Raw genomic sequence first — 18119 nt, 5'->3', positions numbered from 1 at the left:
TATATTCTTTTTGGGTTCAACAAAATTAAATATTAATTAATTGTTAAAGGTGGTTAAATATAATGATATAAGTCAGAATGACAAAGAAAAATACAGCCTTGTAAACCACTGATTATAAGGAAATTAAATCACCCCATTCAAAAATAGTAGAAAAACCTTTTCCCCAAAAATAGTCTCTAAAGCCGTCAAATTTAGCACTCATTACAAAATCTCCACCCCATGCTCCCAAGCTTTTGACAAAAACAGGGCAATCCTGGAAAAAACGCTGTCTAACTGTGGGAATTTCAAGAAAATTGGATATTTTTTGTTCATGTTCCAACATTAACTGAGAAAAAATTTGCAATTCATTACATAACAAAATATTTCTTGTAAGATTTGAAAATTCATCAACTAAATCTTGAGACTTCTTTTTGGACTTGTACAAATTAATTCCTTCCCGACTATCTTGTTTTTGATTTAAATGAATAAAGATCAACTCATTTTTGAATGAAGGACTAAAGTTTACCTTTTCATATCTGATTTCCGGCTTACTTTGATAAAGAACGGCAGATTTCTCTTTAGCTACCGCTATATCATAACCGCTTCCACCCAAGCTTATTGCATTTAAATGAAACGGATCTATTTTTGCCCATTCTGCAAGATTATTCATTAAAGTGGAACTACTTCCGAGCCCGTAATCAGCAGGAAACTGTAGATTGGTTTTTAAATAATAAGAATTTGCATGCTGTAATTTAACTTCCGAAAGCTGCTGAACATTTTTTAGAGTTTTCATTATGAATTCAGCGCTCGGAAGAATGTTGGTTTCTAAGATCTGCCAGTTTTTATAATCAATAACAGCTTTCAGCCATAATGTATTCTGATGATAGGCTTCCCAGAAAATCAAAGATTCCAAATCTTCTTTTTCTTCAAAAAAAAACTCTTGTCCCAGCCTGGTAGGTACAGCTAAGACAAGAGCTCCATCCATTGCGAAATATTCGGAAGTAAGCATCAGCTTTCCTGGAGAGAATATTCCGGTCATATTTTTTTATTTAGATTGCAGATGCTACTTCTACAGAAGAATCGATTTTTTTAATCAATCCCTGAAGAGTTTTACCTGGTCCTACTTCCACAAAATTAGAAGCACCGTCTTTGACCATATTTTGTACAGACTGTGTCCATTTTACTGGCCCCGTTAATTGTGCAATCAAATTTTGTTTGATTTCATCCGGATTGGTTACCGCTGTTGTAGTGATGTTTTGGTACACAGGAATCGTAGCTTTTCTGAATTTTGTATTTTCAATAGCTGCTGCTAATTTTTCTTGTGCAGGCTGCATTAATGGTGAATGGAAAGCTCCGTTCACTGGTAATAACAATGCTCTTTTTGCTCCTGCTTCTTTCAATTTAGCACAAGCTTCTTCTACTGCTGCCGTTTCTCCTGAAATCACAAGCTGACCAGGACAGTTATAATTCGCCGGAACAACAATCCCACTGATCGTTGAACATATTTCTTCCACTTTAGCATCTTCCAATCCTAAAATGGCTGCCATAGAGCTTGGATTGGCATCACAAGCTTCCTGCATTGCCTTGGCTCTTTCGGCCACGAGCTTCAAACCGTCATCAAATGATAAAACGCCATTGGCAACCAATGCGGAAAATTCTCCTAATGAATGCCCAGCAACCATTTCGGCACCAAGACCATTCACTGCTTTCAATGCAGCTACTGAATGTATAAAAATTGAAGGTTGGGTTACTTCTGTTTTTTTAAGATCTTCATCTGTTCCATTAAACATAATGGAAAGAATATCAAACCCTAAAATTTCATTGGCAGATTCCATCAAATCCTTTATGTCTTTTCGAGAATCGTACAATTCTTTTCCCATCCCCACAAATTGAGATCCCTGCCCAGGAAATACAAGTGCTTTCATGTATTAATTTAAAATATTATGCAAATATAAATATAATGTTGAAAAATATTCTGTAAGCGATAAAAGTCATTAAGGAACCAATCTGATCACACGGTAACCAGTGTTCACATATGCCCCATTCGCTTTTGATTTCACAAATTCAAATTTGGTAGCTAACTGGGTCTGGACTTTATTCATTTGTTTAAAAATTTCTCCTTTTTTATTTTCTCTTGTCAGCATATCATTTACCACATCAAAACCTATGATGGCATATTTGCCCGGCGTTTTACAGTATTTGCTTTTATACGCTGCCAAAATCTCTTTTTCAAAAGTCCCATCTGTGTTGATCTTCCTATCCATCAAATACACCAGATTGGCCTGGCTTAGTTCATCCACTCTTTTTTCGAAGCTTGGAACGTAGTACATACTGAAAGCCTTCACTCCTTGTACTTCTTTTGATAATGCAATAATCTTATTGGAAAATGCTTCACCAGTATTATCAGTATCACTTGCCAAAACAGCAATTACCGGAGCGGCCTGTCCTGTCATCATATTCTGATCAAGTTGAATTTCTGAAGGTGAGCTTACAATCTTCACATTTGAATTTTTAACCGCTTTTTCAAGACCTGCTTTTATGTAATTGGCATTGTCTTTTTTGCCGTCTGCAACGATATATATTTTCTGGTCAGAATATACCGCTTTTACTTCATCAACTATTTTGTCTGCGTAGGTTTGATCATTGGTTTCAACAATGATGAGGTTGCTGTAATTGTATAGTTCCGGAGAATTGGCAAATGGAGCAACGATCGGGATTTTTTGGTTTTTCGTAAAATCCAGCACATCTACGACATTAGATTTAAAGAAAGGCCCTATGATCAGGTCTGTATTGTTAGGATTGATCTGCGTCAATGAATTTTTAAAAGTAGCCTCATTTCCTGAATCCACGATTTTAATATCCAATTTCTGTCCGTTTCTGGCATTTCTTTCAACGGCAAGCTGGGCTCCCGTTAAGAAATCCATTGCCATACTTCTGTATTGGGTTTCGTTGGTGCTGTATCCGAAAGGCAACATCATGACAACGCTTAATGCATCTCCACTTTTCTTTACATAAGCCGGATCCAGTTTTTTAATTTTCAGAACCATACCGGCTTTTAAACCGTTGGATAATTCAGGGTTTAAAGCAATCAGCTCATCAATGGTAACTCCGAATTTATTAACGATAGAAAATACAGTGTCTCCCTGCTGAACGGTATAAGTTACATATTCCTCTGCTGAAGCAGCTTCTGTATTGGAAGATGTGTGAGAAGATTTGTCGTTTCCGGAATCAATCGTCGTTTTGGAATTGGCAGCAGATTCGGCAACTGCATTTGTATTTGATCTTTTTACTTTAATAGTTTCTCCAGGTTTTAAGCCTTTTTCTTCCAAACCAGGGTTTAGAGCAAATAGCTCCTGTTGAGTGATTCCAAACTGCTTTGAAATCCTGTAATAATTATCTTTAGATTGAATCGTATAATTCTCAGTATCAGAAGATGTAGTAGGAGTAGCTGTGTCAACGGCAGTTTCTACAGGTTTTGCTGCAACAGCTACCTGTTGAGTTCCACCATATTTTTTAATGCTTTCAAGAGGTAACGTGATTTCGTCCCCAATTTTCATATGGGAATCCAATTCAGGATTTAATTTTCTTAGATCGGTTTCTGAAATTCGGTATTGCTTGGTGATTCCGTAAATAGTTTGCTTAGGCTGCAAAACAATCTTCCCCAATTCAGTACCCGTTTGTTTTTTTTCAACTACAGCCGGTTTTGCAACGGCTACAGTTTTTTTATCTGATTTTACTGCAAGAACGTCTCCAATTGCTAATTTGCCGTCTTTAAACTTTGGGTTCAGTTTCAGCAATTCATCCACGGTCATACCGTATCTTTTAGCAATATTGTACGGATTATCTCCTTTTACAACAGTGTGGGATTTTTGAGCAGAAACACCCAAAACCATACATAAACCGGATAAAATAAAAAACCTCTTGATCATGTTCGATACTTATAATTTACAAAAATACTTCTTTAAAATTAAATGGCAACAATTATTAATTTTGATTCTTGTACCACCATTTCCTCTAAACAAGTTTCAAGCCATGAATAGCCTTGGTCAGCAAAAAAAACACTAAAATTATAAATTCTTTCCTGCCATGTCTTCGAAGGGTGCACATCCAGGAAGAGATTTTCCAGTCTTTCGAGCAATTCCTTCTGCTTTATTTTTTCCGCATGAAGAAGTCTTTTTTTCATTCTTTTGAATGATTTAAGCTGTCTCACTTCTTCTGCTTTCACCATATTCCCAAAAGATTTCTCAGTAGTTTCTGCCATAGACTTTAATTCAGAAAAATTATTGACCAATACATTTTCTTTTTCTTCCAATAATTTAAGAATGGCATTATTATCTAAAATTTTATTATTGGTAATAGTTGTGAAATTTTGAAAAAAGTCTTCAATTTTCAAATCCAATTTTTCAATTTTCTTTATTGTTTTTTCCTGTAGAAACAGCATGGAGTTTCTTGGAATAAGAATAGGAAACGGAATATCAATGTGAGAAAAATAATCTTTCAGTTCCAGCCAATACATAATCTCAGCATTCCCACCGATATAAGCAATATTAGGCAATATTTTTTCCTGATAAACAGGACGCATCAACGCATTAGGGCTGAATTTTTCCGGAGTGCTTTCCAGTTCATTGATGATTTGTTCCTGACTGAACTGAATATCTTTATCAACAACAATGTATTGTTGTCCGTCAAAATCTATTCTGTCTCTTGTATCAGAAAGATAAAACAGGTTGATTTCTCTTGGATTTACCTGAACTTTGCCATATTTCGCTGTAAGAAACTCTACTTTCTGCTTTGATATTTTTTGCAGACTGAAATGAAGAAGCTCATCTTTAAACACTTCTTTAATTTCTGTCTTTAATTCTTTAGAGTCCCCATCTAAAATGAGGAGCCCAAATTCTGAAAAGAGTCTGTTCACTAAGATTTTAATGGCATCCGTAAGAGTATTTCCTGTTTTATAGGCTTCTTTAAGCATTAATATAAGCTCTGTTCCGAAAACATAGTCTTTAAATTCTTTTTCAAATTCAGAAATAAAGAAAGTATCCGTTACAGGTATTCTTCCAACAGGCCCTCCCGATTTTTCATTTATTTCATAGTAGCCGTTCTGTGTTTTGAAATGATTGATCTCTGCAAAATCATGGTCTTCGGAAGCCATCCAATATACCGGTACAAAATTGAAATCAGGGAAGTTTTCCTTTAAATACGCGCAGGTTTTTATGGTCTGCAATATTTTATATATGAAGAAAACAGGCCCTGAAAACAAATTCAATTGATGCCCCGTGGTAATAGTGAATGTATTAGGTGCATTCAGGTCTTGCAGATTTTCTTTCTGTTTTGAGGAAAGTGTAAGACCAGAAAGCTGATTCTGAATAGCATGAGATAAAACTTCTCTTTGCTCTGTGGTAAAAGATTGCTGCTTTAAGTGAATCTGCTTTCTGAAATTATCTAAAGAAAATGTATTTTCTTCAAATCCTTCAATTCTATGGCTTAAAAAGTCCTTAATTAATTGAGGAATGCTTTCTATATCATTAAATGATATTTTATTTATTGTTTTCAACCTGATTGTACTTTTAGTTGAACAAATACCAGACAATTCCTATATTCAATCTGAAGTCGTATACAGGATAGTGTGGAAATGCGTATGCTTTATTATGAGACGCAAGTGTCCCGATTTGTTGCCCTTCTATAAAAAAGAACATTTTTTTAACTTTCATATTAAAATAAACATCCGCAATCGGCTGCCCTCCGATGGAGAATGAATTAGCATTCGGAAGAATATATTCATTAAGCACCGGGAAATAATCTCTTGATGCAAATTTAGAGAAGTAATATACTTTGATCCCCGCCTGAATTTCTGCTGCTTTTTTAAATGCATGGGTCTGGTAGAAAATATTGGCTCTTCCTATGAAACCTGGCATTGGATATAAATCTTTATTCGTTAAAGCGTTCTGAAACTGCAATCTTGTATTCAAATGAAAATTACCATAGCTAAATGTGGCATCGCCTCCAATTTGAGAAATATTCAAAGGCGTTTCGCTTTGCCTTGGTGTCGCACTGCTGTCGAAATAAGTATAATTATCTATTCTGAAATAATTGGCAAATAGTTCTGTTTTAAACCATTTCAGATTGATGTTTCCGCCAATTTCGGTGATGGTTTGATTCTTTGCATCCTGAAGATAATAATTGAAGTTTTTATAAACCGAAGTATTCAGTAAATAATTGAATGTAGGGTAAACACTTTGAAAGTTTACTTTTGCATTGACGAAGTAATCTTTGATCGGCTCAAATTTCAAATTATTAGTGGTCTTTACATAAGTGCCGAACTCGCTTCCATTTGAAAATTCAAGGAATGAATTCAACTGAACTTTATCCCAAAGCTTAACCTGTAAGTTTCCTACCGCACCCAGCCTGTTTTCTTTAATTTCAGTAGGCCAGGCAACGTCGTTCACGACAACACCTTCTTCTATTCCGAATTTCAACATCTGATAACGAACTCCTGCATCAAGCCTGAATTTTTCATTATCCAAAACCAAACTGACTGTATTGCTTAAGTTGTCAGAATATTTTTTTGTAGAAAGCGGAAAACCGCTGATCAGTTCATCTTCATTCGTATACCAATACGGTTCTAACGCATCCTGATGATAGAAGTATTTATTACCCTGATGGAAAATCGTATGTCTTATTCTGAAAGGAAACTTTTCTGAATTAAAAGGGGTAAACTGATGGCTCAAATAATATCTTCTGTAAGAGAACTGGGAACTGGTAGAAGCAAGATTTACCTGAGCATTCTGCCTGTTTCTATATTCACTATCTCCATTTTGGAACAGATCGTCTTCGAAAATCCCACCGTTTTCCTGGTTGTTGACATTTTGGTGCAAATAATGGGCAAATATCTCATAATTTCCTTTTTTGGTAATATAGTGCCCTGAAAACAAAGTATTATTATTCGAAGCTAAAGAGTTCCTGTAAAGTCCTTGAGAACGAAGCCCCATGTATTCCAATGCAAAATTGAATCTCTTCCCTATGTTTTGGGTGTAGGTAGATTTCAAAGCTGCTCCATTCCTCATTGAGTTATGATAAACAAATGTGGCAGTTGGGGTTTTCACATCATAATATTGCACATCATTAATTCCAATAATCCCATAAGATTTATTGGTAGGCAATAAAGATAGATTTTGTTCAGAGTTGACTTCATAAGATAAAGGATTAAATCCGGAACCCACATTGGCAAACTGAATTCTCCCAAAATTATCTCTATTGTTATACTGTGAGAAGATATAGGTTTTATCGAAGGTCATTACCGTATCAAAAATTTTCTTTTCAGCATATTGCGTCTGAAACTGATAATCATTAATGGTTGGCTTAAATATTTTCAAAGAGTCTTTTCTCCCCGAATCTATGACCAATGTATCTTCCAGCTTTTTATCCAGTTTATTTGAGTCTGTTTTATTGACTACTTGTGCATGAGCAAAAAAGCCTGAGAAAAGTATGATGAGAAATATATATTTCATATGGACTTGTATATTGTTCAAAAAGGTAATGTATTACCACGTGGTTCCATTTCCTGATTCTGTAAAGCAAAAATAAGAAATAAAAGGAAATAAAAAACCCCGTCTGAAAGACGAGGTTTTTTTATTATTTTTCAATACTTTAATTATTGTCCTACAAATACTTCGTTAGCTGCATTACCACCATTATAGTGTGCAACAATAGTACCTGCTGCGTTTCTTACATGCCAGTAAACATTAAGATTCAATGTTCTTGTACACGGATTAAAGCTTGATTTAGTTGTAGCATGATCAGAAGCATATACATTCCCCTGTGGTATTGCATATCCTGTTGGTTGTAAAGGTATATTAACCTCATAAGTAGTAGGGTTGTAATTTACAACAAGATCACTTCCATCATCCATATAACCTTTAATCTTAAATTGCGGCGTTGTTCCTGTTGTAACATTTTCCACAATATAGTTTGTTCCTGCAGGTGCCATCCAATATGCAACAGTATTTTTAAATGTCCCAGTTCCAATAAAGTAAGATACCGGACAAGTTAAAGACATTGACATTTTATGCTCCTGGTTAAAAACAGCGTTCGGTAAAGTAGCTGATTGAAGTTTAAAGACTGCAACTTTAGGAACTGTTGTAGCTCCGGTTTCTAGTATTCTTATTTTAAAAGTCCCTCCATTTTGACCAGCAGCAAGTTCTACAGGGTTTTGAACAATTTGAAAGTTAACTCCTTCAACAGCTGTTGATTTAGCAGCGTCAACTACCAATTTAACTTGATGAGAACCATCAACACTTCCAATGGTACCAAAAGAAAGTTCTACATCGCGATAAGTAGAGCCAACACTTACAAAATAATTGCTTTCTGCTGCTTTATCAAAATTTAGAAAACTTCCTCTATCATATTCTGGGTTTGGCAAACCTTCATCATCAGCACATGAAAATACAGAGAAGAAGGCTGCAAAAAGCATTAGATATTTTAACATATTTTTCATTTTAGTCTATTTATAAAATTAATAACCTGGGTTTTGCTGAATAGCTGTATTCACATTTAGTTCCAAAGATGGAATTGGTAAAGCCCACTTATGGCTGCTTAAAGGCAAGTTCGCTGGGTTACCTCCAGGGAAGTTTGAAGTACTAGAAGAGTAATCTACAGGATGTCTATCAATTCCTGCATTAGCTAAAGTACCCAATCTTTTTATATCTATAAATCTATAACCTTCGTAAGCAAATTCAATTCTTCTTTGATCTAAGATTCCTTTCCAAGCTGCAGTTGCACTGCCATAAGCAACAGTCTGACTAGCTCCAAATCTTTGATCTACTACAGCTTTAACAGCAGCAGCAGCACCTGGTAAATCTCCAGCAGCAGCTCTCGCTTCTGCTTTGATGAAATACATTTCAGAAATTCTCATGATTTTAAAATCATTATTATTTCCATTTGTACCTGTAGTTGCCCAGGTAGCAGTACCTGTTGCAACACCCCCATGTTTGTTGATTACCAATACGTCAGAATCTCTATAATTAGGAGAAGTAGCATAGCCTGGGTCAACAATTGAAGAAGGAGCTACAATAGTTCTAAACCTTACATCAGTTGCACTATTTGGAGCCATTAAGTTATATAAAGCTCTACTTACTTCATAGAAAGGAGAACCAGCTGCGTTTGGTCTTACACTACACCATGCATTGTGTAAGTTCGAAGCCTGTGCATTTTGTTGAGCAGTTCTCTTTAATTTAAAGATAACTTCCTGAGTTGCACCATTAGATTCGTTGAAGAAAACTCCCTGATATTGAGTTTTAGTTGCAAGACTCACACCTGAAGTGTTGATTACCTGATTAGCCCAATTTTCAGCATTTGCATAATCTCCTTTATAAGAATAAGCACGAGCTTTTAACCCTCTTGTAAAGTTAACGTTAGCTACAGTTGGATCAAGTCCGGCAGCAGGGTTAGCTGTGTATAAAGCAATTGCCTGATCTAAGTCACTGTGAATGAAAGCATAAAACTCTCCATTCGTGTTTCTTGGACGATCATTATCTTCAGCTGGGAAAATTCTGTCTGAAATAATACCTGCTAAAGCAGAGTCACTTTTCATATCTGTTGTAAAATATGCTAAGATTTTTAAGTGACAATAAGCTCTCATTGTTAAAGCTTCCGCTTTAATTCTAGCGATAACTTTTGCATCTTCAGCATCCTTAGGTGCTATTTTATTAGAATATTCAAGAACCCTATTAATTCTTGCTAAAGCAATATATGTATTTGCCCATAAAGCAGAGGGTCCACCTGATGTAGGAGTTAAGAAGAATACATAGTCGTCTGTTAAACCTTGTCCTCCGTTTGCAACTCCGATTCCACACTCATCTGTAAATACAGATACAAATTCTGCCTCAGAACGGCCTGAAGCTGCCGCATATACCGAGTTAAGCAATAACCTCAGGTCAGAACTTGTCTGGAAGGCTACATCTTCTGTCAAAGCCCCCGGCGCATAAGTATCTAGCATATCATTACTACAAGATGTAGAAGATAATCCTGCTAAGGCTATAAGTGATATATAAACTAATTTTTTCATTTTTTTTAAATTCTTATTCATTAATTAAAACTTAACATCAAATCCTAAAGTAAATGTTTTAGGAGAAGGATATTGTCCTTGATCCGCTGCTCTATTACTTTCTGCATCATACCCTTGCCATTTAGTCCATGTTGCAAGGTTCTCAGCTTGTAATGTCACTCTTAATTCTCTTACAAATGTTCCGTTTAATACAGATTTTGGAATATTATATCCTAATTGGATATTTCTAAGTCTTACATAAGAACCATCAACCAAGAATCTGTCTGACAATGCCTGAGCTTCATAGTTAGTAGCTGTAAGTGAAGGAATATTTGTATTCGTGTTTGTAGGAGTCCATGCGTTTAATAGATCTTTTGAAACGTTAAATTGACCTAAATCTGTTGGATCGTAGAATCCAGATAGATCATAATCGTATCTATATAAACCTGCAACATATGTAAATGTAGTTGATAAATACAAACCTTTATAATCTAAATCAAATCCGAAACCACCTTGATATTTAGGTACTGTGTTGTACTTAAGTGGTCTTAAATCTGCAGTTGTTGGAGTTTCAGTAGGATTACCGTTGATATCTTCAAATAATAAGTTACCATTATTTGGATTAACACCTAAGTAATGGTATACATATGGTGCTTGGTATAGTGATCCATTTTGAGAGTAAACCATTGGTTGAGTACCTTCACGTAAGATTCCATCTGGTAAATCATATACTCTTTGTTTGTTGATAGATCCGTTTCCTCTTAATGTAAAGGTAAAGTTATCATTCTTAACTATATCATAAGCAAGAGATAATTCATATCCGCTATTTCTTAAATCTTGCGGAGTGTTTTGTCTGATAGATAAAACCCCACTTGTTGGAGATTGTGCCCAGTCATCAAACAGGTCAATTGTTTTTCTATCATAAACGTCAAACTGTCCTCTTAATCTTCTGTTAAATAATTCAAAGTCAGTACCTATGTTCCATTGCTTGGTAGTTTCCCATCTTAGGTCAGCATATCCTAAAGTGATTCCCATACCCATTAATCCGTTATAAACGTTATTAGCAATAGAGAAAGTATCTAGATATGGAGGAGGATTTAATCCAGCCCAAACAGTACCGTCTACAATTCTTTGGTTACCAGTTACCCCATAAGATCCTCTAATTTTAAATGAGTTAACCCATTTCACATTGTCCATGAAGCTTTCTTCATCTAAATTCCATCTACCTCCCACAGACCAGAAAGTACCCCATCTTTGATCCGGGCTGAATCTACTTGAAGCGTCTCGTCTGATGTTAGCTACGATACCATATTTCTTATTATAGTCATAATCAATGTTACCAAAGAAAGAGAACATGTTAAGTCTGGATTGTCCTGCTCCAACTGTTGGTACGTTGAAGTCATCAGCGCTTGTATCTGTAACATAACCCGATCCAGTTCCTGGCACCCAAGTTAATGGGTTAAGACCTCTTTGAGTAAATGTACTTGATTTTAACATAGCATTGTTAAATTCGAAAGCAGCTGCAGCATTAATAGTGTGGTTTCCGAAAGACTTGCTATATTCTAATTGCCATAAGTTATTGAAGTAGAATTGTCTAGATTCAGCAATTGTTTCTGTACCCACTGCTTCTGTTCCATTCTGGAATAAGAAAGAGTTGAATGAGATTGGATGTTGCCAAGTTAATCCGTTTTGAGTAATCAACTGGGCGTTAGCTCTCATTCTCGCAGTAAGGGCAGGAAGAATTTGATAAGACATTTCAGAAGTAACATCTAATCTCATCTCATCTAAACCAGTGTAGAATGTTTTCATTTTATCCATCAAGAATAGTGGAGTAAATAATAACGTTCCTTCAGTTTGGTATAGATCCCATAATTGCTGAGAATTTTGATACATGCTAGGAGAAAGGTGTGGTGCTCCTTGGTACGCACCAATAATCATATTCTGGTTAACACCTCCTGTACCTAAACTTCCAATTTGATCATTTCTAGTGTAACCGATAGCAGTACCTAAACTATATTTAAATTTATTATCGTTAGTTTTACCGTTAATTGTATTTCTAACAGTAAATCTCTTCATTCCACTGTTCTCTAGGATACCATCTTGTTGTAAGTATCCTACATTGGTATAGCTATTAATATTTTTAGCTCCTGTAGTTATAGAGAAGTCATGACTCTGTAAGAAAGAAGGTCTGAAGAAAATATCTAACCAATTTGTATTAGTCTGGTAATTATTAATCTCCTCTTGAGTCATACCAGCTCCTACACCAGCACCATATCTGTTTTCAAGAGTTAACAATTCTCTGGCATTAGCTAAGTTATATCTAGCGTCTTGCAACATTGAAACCCCGATCTGAGATCTATAGTTAAATGTTGTTCTATCACCATATCTACCTGCTTTCGTTTTGATAACAATAACCCCGTTAGAACCCCTGTTACCATATTGAGCTGTAGCAGAAGCATCTTTTAATACTTCCATACTTTCAACATCATTAGGGTTTAATGATCTAAATGAGTCACTGTTTGTAGGGAAACCATCGATTACATATAGGGGGTCAGTGTTACCACTGAAAGTACCCACCCCTCTGATGATTACAGTAGGTTTAGCACCCGGCTGCCCAGTTCCTGTACTAATATTAACCCCAGCCAACTGCCCCTGAACAACGTTCATAAGGTTTGAGTTTGGTCTACCGTTAATAGTTTCTTCTTTAATTTGCGCAGTAGATACCACTGCAGTTTTTTTAGATACAGCTCTATATCCAACTACTACAACCTCATCGATTTTAGTTTCTTTTTTTGGAATAGTATCCTGTTTTGCTTGCGCTAATAGTGTTTGCCCACCCATAAAGAACAATACTCCAGCACTCAATACACGTAATTTAACATTCATATTAACAAATTTTAATATATTTTAATAGGCAAATATGTTAATAAATATTAACACTTGCAAGTTTTTTAAACAGTTATACCGCCTATTTTTTTACAATATATAGTGAATTATAGATAAAATAAATAAAACTTAGCAATAATAGGCGGTTATTATTTAATAAACTTTAAAATAGCCATAGTAAAAAACATTTTTAACAAAAAAAAAGCAATGATGAAAATATTATTTAGAATCGTTATAAATTAAAATAAGCAAAATAAAAAACCACTTGTTAAACAAGTGGTTTTCATGTATTTAAATTTAAAAGCTTTATTTCAACTTCTTTTTAACAGCAACTTCTTCATACACCTCTAAAATATCTCCTACTTCAATATCGTTATATCCTTTAAGGTTTAATCCACATTCGTAGCCTTTTGTAACCTCTTTAACGTCATCTTTGAAACGTTTTAAACTTTCCAATTCCCCGTCAAATTTCACGATTCCGTCTCTTAATACTCTTACTTTAGAGTTTCTCGTTACTTTACCTGAAAGCACCATACAACCGGCAATTGTTCCTACTTTAGAAATCTTGAATATTTCTCTGATTTCTACATTACCAATTACCTGTTCTTTGATCTCAGGAGAAAGCATTCCTTCCATAGCTTCTTTCACTTCTTCAATCGCTGCATAGATTACAGAATACGTTCTGATCTCAATTTCTTCTCTATCCGCAAGATCTTTAGCATTCGCTCCGGCTCTTACGTTAAATCCGATAATGATGGCATCAGATGCTGTCGCAAGGTTCACATCAGATTCCGTGATCTGCCCAACTCCTTTATGAAGAATATTGACGTTGATCTCTTCTGTAGATAATCTCTGCAATTGATCAGATAATGCTTCTACGGAACCATCCACGTCTCCTTTCAGGATAATATTCAATTCTTTGAAATCACCCAGAGCAATTCTTCTTCCAAGCTCTTCAAGGGTTGTATGCTTTTTAGTTCTGATAGAAAGTTCTCTTTGAAGCTGCTCTCTCTTGTTGGCAATAGTTTTTGCTTCACTTTCATCTTCATATACTTTAAACTTATCTCCTGCAGTTGGCGCTCCATCCAATCCTAAAATAGTAACCGGAATTGAAGGTCCTGCTTCTTTAAGGTTTCTTCCTCTTTCATCAAGCATTGCCTTTACCTTACCGTGGTTTTTACCGGCCAAAACATAATCTCCAACTCTTAAAGTTCCGGATTGTACCAACATTGTTGATACATATCCCCTCCCTTTATCTAATGATGCTTCAATAACAACACCTTGAGCATTTCTATTTGGATTAGCTTTTAACTCTAATAACTCAGCCTGAAGTAAAACCTTCTCTAATAAAAGATCGATATTATTACCAAACTTAGCAGAGATTTCCTGAGACTGAACGTTTCCACCCCACTCTTCAACTAAGATATTCATTCCGGAAAGCTGCTGACGGATGTTATCCGGATTAGCATTCGGCTTATCCACTTTGTTTAAGGCAATGATCATTGGTACTCCTGCAGCCTGCGCGTGAGAGATCGCTTCTTTTGTCTGAGGCATCACATCATCATCCGCTGCAATCACGATAATCGCAATATCGGTGATCTGAGCACCTCTGGCTCTCATCGCCGTAAATGCTTCGTGACCTGGCGTATCTAAGAATGTAATTCTCTGACCATTTTCAAGCTTCACATTATATGCACCGATGTGCTGTGTAATTCCTCCGGATTCACCGGCAATTACGTTGGTTTTTCTAATATAGTCAAGCAATGAGGTCTTACCATGGTCAACGTGTCCCATTACCGTAACGATCGGAGCTCTTGGGCTAAGATCTTCTTCGCTGTCGATTTCTTCTTCCGCATCGCTTTCTTCAAGATCCGCATCAGAGAATTCAATCTTATATCCGAATTCATCAGCCACTAGCAATAAAGTATCAGCTTCAAGTCTCTGGTTCATGGTAACCATTACTCCTAGTGAGAAACAAGCGGAGATAACTTCAGTTGGAGAAACGTTCATTAAGCTTGCCAATTCTCCTACGGTAATAAATTCAGTAACTTTCAGAGTTCTGTCTTGTGCTTCAAGTTCTTGCTGACGCTCATCCTGTTCTCTACGGAAAGTTCTTTTATCTTTTCTGTGTTTTGCAGATTTAGATTTACCTCCTTTATTGGTAAGCTTTTCAAGAGTTTCCTTGATCTGGTTTTTAACTTGTTCATCCGTTAACTCAACAGGCATTACTCTTTGCCCAGGTCTGTTATTCTGTCCTCCTTTCTTGAATCCTCCGCCTTGACCTTGTGGACGGTTACCCTGATTGTTGTTTCCAAAACGGTTTCCGCCTTGGCCACCTTGACCTTGCGGACGATTTCCTTGACCACCCTGACCTTGTGGACGATTTCCTTGATTTCCTCCATGAGGACGGTTTCCTTGACCGCCACCTTGGTTGTTTCCGGACTGTTGGTTATTACCTTGATTCTGTTGATTAGAACCCGGCTTTTCAATTCTTTTTCTTTTCTTTTTAGCTCCCGCAGAAGAAGATCTTGATTTATCCGCAAACTGAGTTAAATCTATCTTTTCCCCAACAATTTTCGGTCCGTCAAGTTTTTGATAAACGGTCTCAATTTTTTGAGGTTCTTGCGGTTCGTCAGCTGCTTGAGCTTCAGGTTTTGTTTCAACTGGTTTCGGCTCAACAGCGGCAACAGGTTTAGGAGCTTCTTTCACAGGCTCTTCTACCGGTTTTTGTTCCACTTTCTTTTCTTCCACTACAGGTTTTTCTTTCTTAGCAGGTCTGTTTCTGCTTTCTATTTGAGATAAATCAATTTTATCTAAAACCTTGAACTCCTGTTTTTCAGGTGTTGCCGGAGTAACTTCAGGAGTAGGAGCCGGTTTTGGTTCCTCTTTTTTCTCTTCTGCAACAGGTGCAGGAGCCGGAGCTTCTTCAGCTTCAGGTTTTTTATTTTCTAAATCTATTTTACCTAAAATTTTGGTTTCGGGTTTTAAATTAGCTTTAGCTCTTATGACTTCAGGGGTTTTCTTTTCTTCAATTTCCAGTTTTTCTTCCGGAACTTTGGTGATCACCACTTCATGGGAAGCCTTACGTTGTTCACCATCCTTGGCAAACTCAGCCTCCAATGCAGAATATGCCGCTTCTTCCAATTGAGCGTTAGGATTGCTTTCAACCTCAAAGCCCTTGGATTGTAAAAACTCTACTAATCTGGACATCGAAATGTTGAATTCCTTGACCGCTTTATTTAATCTAATTTTTGGCATTTATATTATTTACTATTTTTTAATTTTTAAAATTAAAGTATTTCCTTTTTACTGTTTATTAAAATTATTTAAAATTTTAATCCTCAAATTCTTCTCTTAATATTCGTTTTACCTCTTCAATTGTTTCCTCTTCAAGGTCAACCATATTTAAAAGACTCTCGGTATCTTTATCCAAGACAGATTTTGCAGTAGTAAGACCTACTTTTTTAAATTCCTCCAAAATCCATTCTTCAATGTCGTCATTAAATTCTTTCAATTCAACGTCATCATCCTCGCTGGACTCTCTATATACATCAATTTCATATCCTGTCAACCAAGAAGCCAGTCTGATATTTTGACCTTGTTTTCCGATCACTTTGGAAATCTCTTCAACCGGAGTATATACTAATGCATAAGTATCTGCCTCGTTGATGTCAATTTTATTGATGGTAACATTTCCTAACGCTCTCTTCACCAAAATCTCAGGGTTTTTAGACCACTGAATCACATCGATGTTTTCATTTCTCAACTCTCTTACAACGCCATGGATTCTTGATCCTTTCACTCCCACACAAGCTCCTACCGGATCAATTCTGTCGTCATAAGCATCTACTGCAATCTTCGCTTTTTCTCCAGGAATTCTCACCACTTTTTTCAGGATGATGGTTCCGTCTTGGATCTCAGGAATTTCCAGCTCTAATAATTTCTCCAGGAATTTAGGCGCAGTTCTGGAAATAATAATTTGTGGTTTAGAACCTTTAAAGTCTACTGTTTCTACAATAGCTCTGATATTTTCACCTTTTTTAAAGAAATCGGATGGAATCTGATTTTCTTTTGGCAGAATAAATTCATTTCCTTCGTCATCCAGCAAAATAACGTGCTTGTGACGGATGTGGTGGATCTCCCCTACTACAATTTCCCCGATTCTGTCTCTAAACTGCTCATACAGCATTGCATTATTATGCTCCTGCAATTTTGTAGCTAAAATCTGCTTCAAAGTAAGGATATTTCTTCTTCCCAATTGAGCAACAGGGATTTCCATAGTATACTCTTCCCCTACTTCAAAAGTAGGATCTATTTTCTTAGCCTCAGAAATTTCAATTTCCAAGTCATCATCTTCAGACATTTCATCCTCTACAATCGTCTTATTCAGGAATATCTGAAAATCTCCTTTATCCGGGTTTACAATCACATCAAAATGATCATCTGAATCAAATCTTTTTCTCAAAAGAGTTTTCAGTGAATCTTCAATAATTGCCATAAGATCAATCTTACTGATCCCTTTTTCGTCTTTAAAATCACCAAAGGATTCAATCAACGCTATATTATCCATTTATCTTTTTTCTTTTTTTAAAATTTAATTACTACTAATGCTTTTTTTATCTCTGTATAAGGTATTTCCTTTTCTTCTTCCACGTCCACTTTACCTTTCCCTATGTCTTTTGGTTTTCTGTATCGCAGGATAAGAGTGATTTTTTCTTCATCCACTTTAGACAATTCTCCTTCGATCTTGGAAGAGTCATGCAGCAGAACTTCAACTTCCCGGCCGATGTTTTTGTTGAATTGTCGCGGTGTTGATAATGGCTCACTTAATCCTGCTGACATTACCTGTAGGCTGAAATCATGCTCTTCACGATCCATATTGAATTCTATGGCACGGCTTGCATCCAGACAATCCTGCAAAGAAACTCCATTGTCACCATCTAAAATTACCGTAATATCATCCCCGGCAGAAATCTTTAAATCAATAAGAAATAAGTCTTTTCTGGTTTCAAGGAATTCCTGTAACAGTTCTTCAATTCTTTTTCTAAACTCCATATAATTATCTTGGTTTACCTGTACGAAAAAAGGCTTTCTTCCGAAGCCTTCTCATTTTTTTCCGTAAATCCAATGCAAATATACGCATTTTTTCTAAAAAAGCAAAATCATCTTAGTATCAAGCAAATAAGCAGGTTTGTATTTATCCTTAAAATTA

At 36.0% G+C, this 18119-nt stretch carries 11 protein-coding genes; all 11 read right to left on the bottom strand.

The window, feature by feature from the left end; all coding sequences use genetic code 11:
- Nucleotides 1-112 precede the first annotated feature (112 nt).
- A complete protein-coding gene (locus tag ACGHIN_RS02105; protein ID WP_390450385.1) occupies nucleotides 113-1018 on the bottom strand; it encodes a GYDIA family GHMP kinase in 906 nt (301 codons plus the stop codon).
- Nucleotides 1019-1028: 10 nt separating this feature from the next.
- Nucleotides 1029-1904, bottom strand: a complete 876-nt coding sequence (gene fabD / locus ACGHIN_RS02100) for an ACP S-malonyltransferase (RefSeq protein WP_390450383.1) — start codon at nucleotides 1902-1904, stop codon at nucleotides 1029-1031.
- Nucleotides 1905-1973: 69 nt separating this feature from the next.
- Nucleotides 1974-3908: a LysM peptidoglycan-binding domain-containing protein gene (locus tag ACGHIN_RS02095; protein WP_390450381.1), complete on the bottom strand. Its 1935-nt coding sequence runs from the start codon at nucleotides 3906-3908 to the stop codon at nucleotides 1974-1976.
- Nucleotides 3909-3946: 38 nt separating this feature from the next.
- Entirely contained in the window at nucleotides 3947-5533 is a 1587-nt protein-coding gene (gene bshC / locus ACGHIN_RS02090) for a bacillithiol biosynthesis cysteine-adding enzyme BshC (RefSeq protein WP_390450379.1), read from the bottom strand.
- Nucleotides 5534-5546: 13 nt separating this feature from the next.
- Nucleotides 5547-7487 (bottom strand): putative porin, encoded by a 1941-nt coding sequence (locus ACGHIN_RS02085; RefSeq protein WP_390450377.1) that lies wholly within the window; start codon nucleotides 7485-7487, stop codon nucleotides 5547-5549.
- 143 nt (nucleotides 7488-7630) lie between these two features.
- Entirely contained in the window at nucleotides 7631-8464 is an 834-nt protein-coding gene (locus tag ACGHIN_RS02080) for a hypothetical protein (RefSeq protein WP_390450375.1), read from the bottom strand.
- A gap of 27 nt (nucleotides 8465-8491) precedes the next feature.
- Nucleotides 8492-9973 (bottom strand): RagB/SusD family nutrient uptake outer membrane protein, encoded by a 1482-nt coding sequence (locus ACGHIN_RS02075; protein ID WP_390450373.1) that lies wholly within the window; start codon nucleotides 9971-9973, stop codon nucleotides 8492-8494.
- 93 nt (nucleotides 9974-10066) lie between these two features.
- Nucleotides 10067-12907 (bottom strand): SusC/RagA family TonB-linked outer membrane protein, encoded by a 2841-nt coding sequence (locus tag ACGHIN_RS02070; protein ID WP_390450371.1) that lies wholly within the window; start codon nucleotides 12905-12907, stop codon nucleotides 10067-10069.
- A 306-nt stretch (nucleotides 12908-13213) separates the two neighbouring features.
- A complete protein-coding gene (infB, locus tag ACGHIN_RS02065) occupies nucleotides 13214-16165 on the bottom strand; it encodes a translation initiation factor IF-2 (RefSeq protein WP_390450369.1) in 2952 nt (983 codons plus the stop codon).
- Between the two features lie 76 nt (nucleotides 16166-16241).
- Nucleotides 16242-17477, bottom strand: coding sequence for a transcription termination factor NusA (nusA, locus tag ACGHIN_RS02060; protein ID WP_390450367.1), 1236 nt, complete (start codon nucleotides 17475-17477; stop codon nucleotides 16242-16244).
- Between the two features lie 17 nt (nucleotides 17478-17494).
- Complete coding sequence (rimP, locus tag ACGHIN_RS02055; RefSeq protein ID WP_390450365.1) at nucleotides 17495-17962, bottom strand: ribosome assembly cofactor RimP; 468 nt, start codon at nucleotides 17960-17962, stop codon at nucleotides 17495-17497.
- Nucleotides 17963-18119: the final 157 nt, after the last annotated feature.

It is taken from the genome of Chryseobacterium barbadense (genome assembly GCF_042849955.1).
Classification (GTDB): Bacteria; Bacteroidota; Bacteroidia; order Flavobacteriales; family Weeksellaceae; genus Chryseobacterium.
This window is presented reverse-complemented; position numbering and strand designations above follow the sequence as displayed.

Coding starts and splice junctions, on each gene's coding strand:
- ACGHIN_RS02105 (WP_390450385.1), bottom strand. CDS start 1,018: ATGACCGGAATATTCTCTCCAGGAAAGCTGATGCTTACTTCCGAATAT.
- fabD (WP_390450383.1), bottom strand. CDS start 1,904: ATGAAAGCACTTGTATTTCCTGGGCAGGGATCTCAATTTGTGGGGATG.
- infB (WP_390450369.1), bottom strand. CDS start 16,165: ATGCCAAAAATTAGATTAAATAAAGCGGTCAAGGAATTCAACATTTCG.
- ACGHIN_RS02075 (WP_390450373.1), bottom strand. CDS start 9,973: ATGCTAGATACTTATGCGCCGGGGGCTTTGACAGAAGATGTAGCCTTC.
- ACGHIN_RS02095 (WP_390450381.1), bottom strand. CDS start 3,908: ATGATCAAGAGGTTTTTTATTTTATCCGGTTTATGTATGGTTTTGGGT.
- ACGHIN_RS02080 (WP_390450375.1), bottom strand. CDS start 8,464: ATGTTAAAATATCTAATGCTTTTTGCAGCCTTCTTCTCTGTATTTTCA.
- ACGHIN_RS02085 (WP_390450377.1), bottom strand. CDS start 7,487: ATGAAATATATATTTCTCATCATACTTTTCTCAGGCTTTTTTGCTCAT.
- ACGHIN_RS02070 (WP_390450371.1), bottom strand. CDS start 12,907: ATGAATGTTAAATTACGTGTATTGAGTGCTGGAGTATTGTTCTTTATG.
- rimP (WP_390450365.1), bottom strand. CDS start 17,962: ATGGAGTTTAGAAAAAGAATTGAAGAACTGTTACAGGAATTCCTTGAA.
- nusA (WP_390450367.1), bottom strand. CDS start 17,477: ATGGATAATATAGCGTTGATTGAATCCTTTGGTGATTTTAAAGACGAA.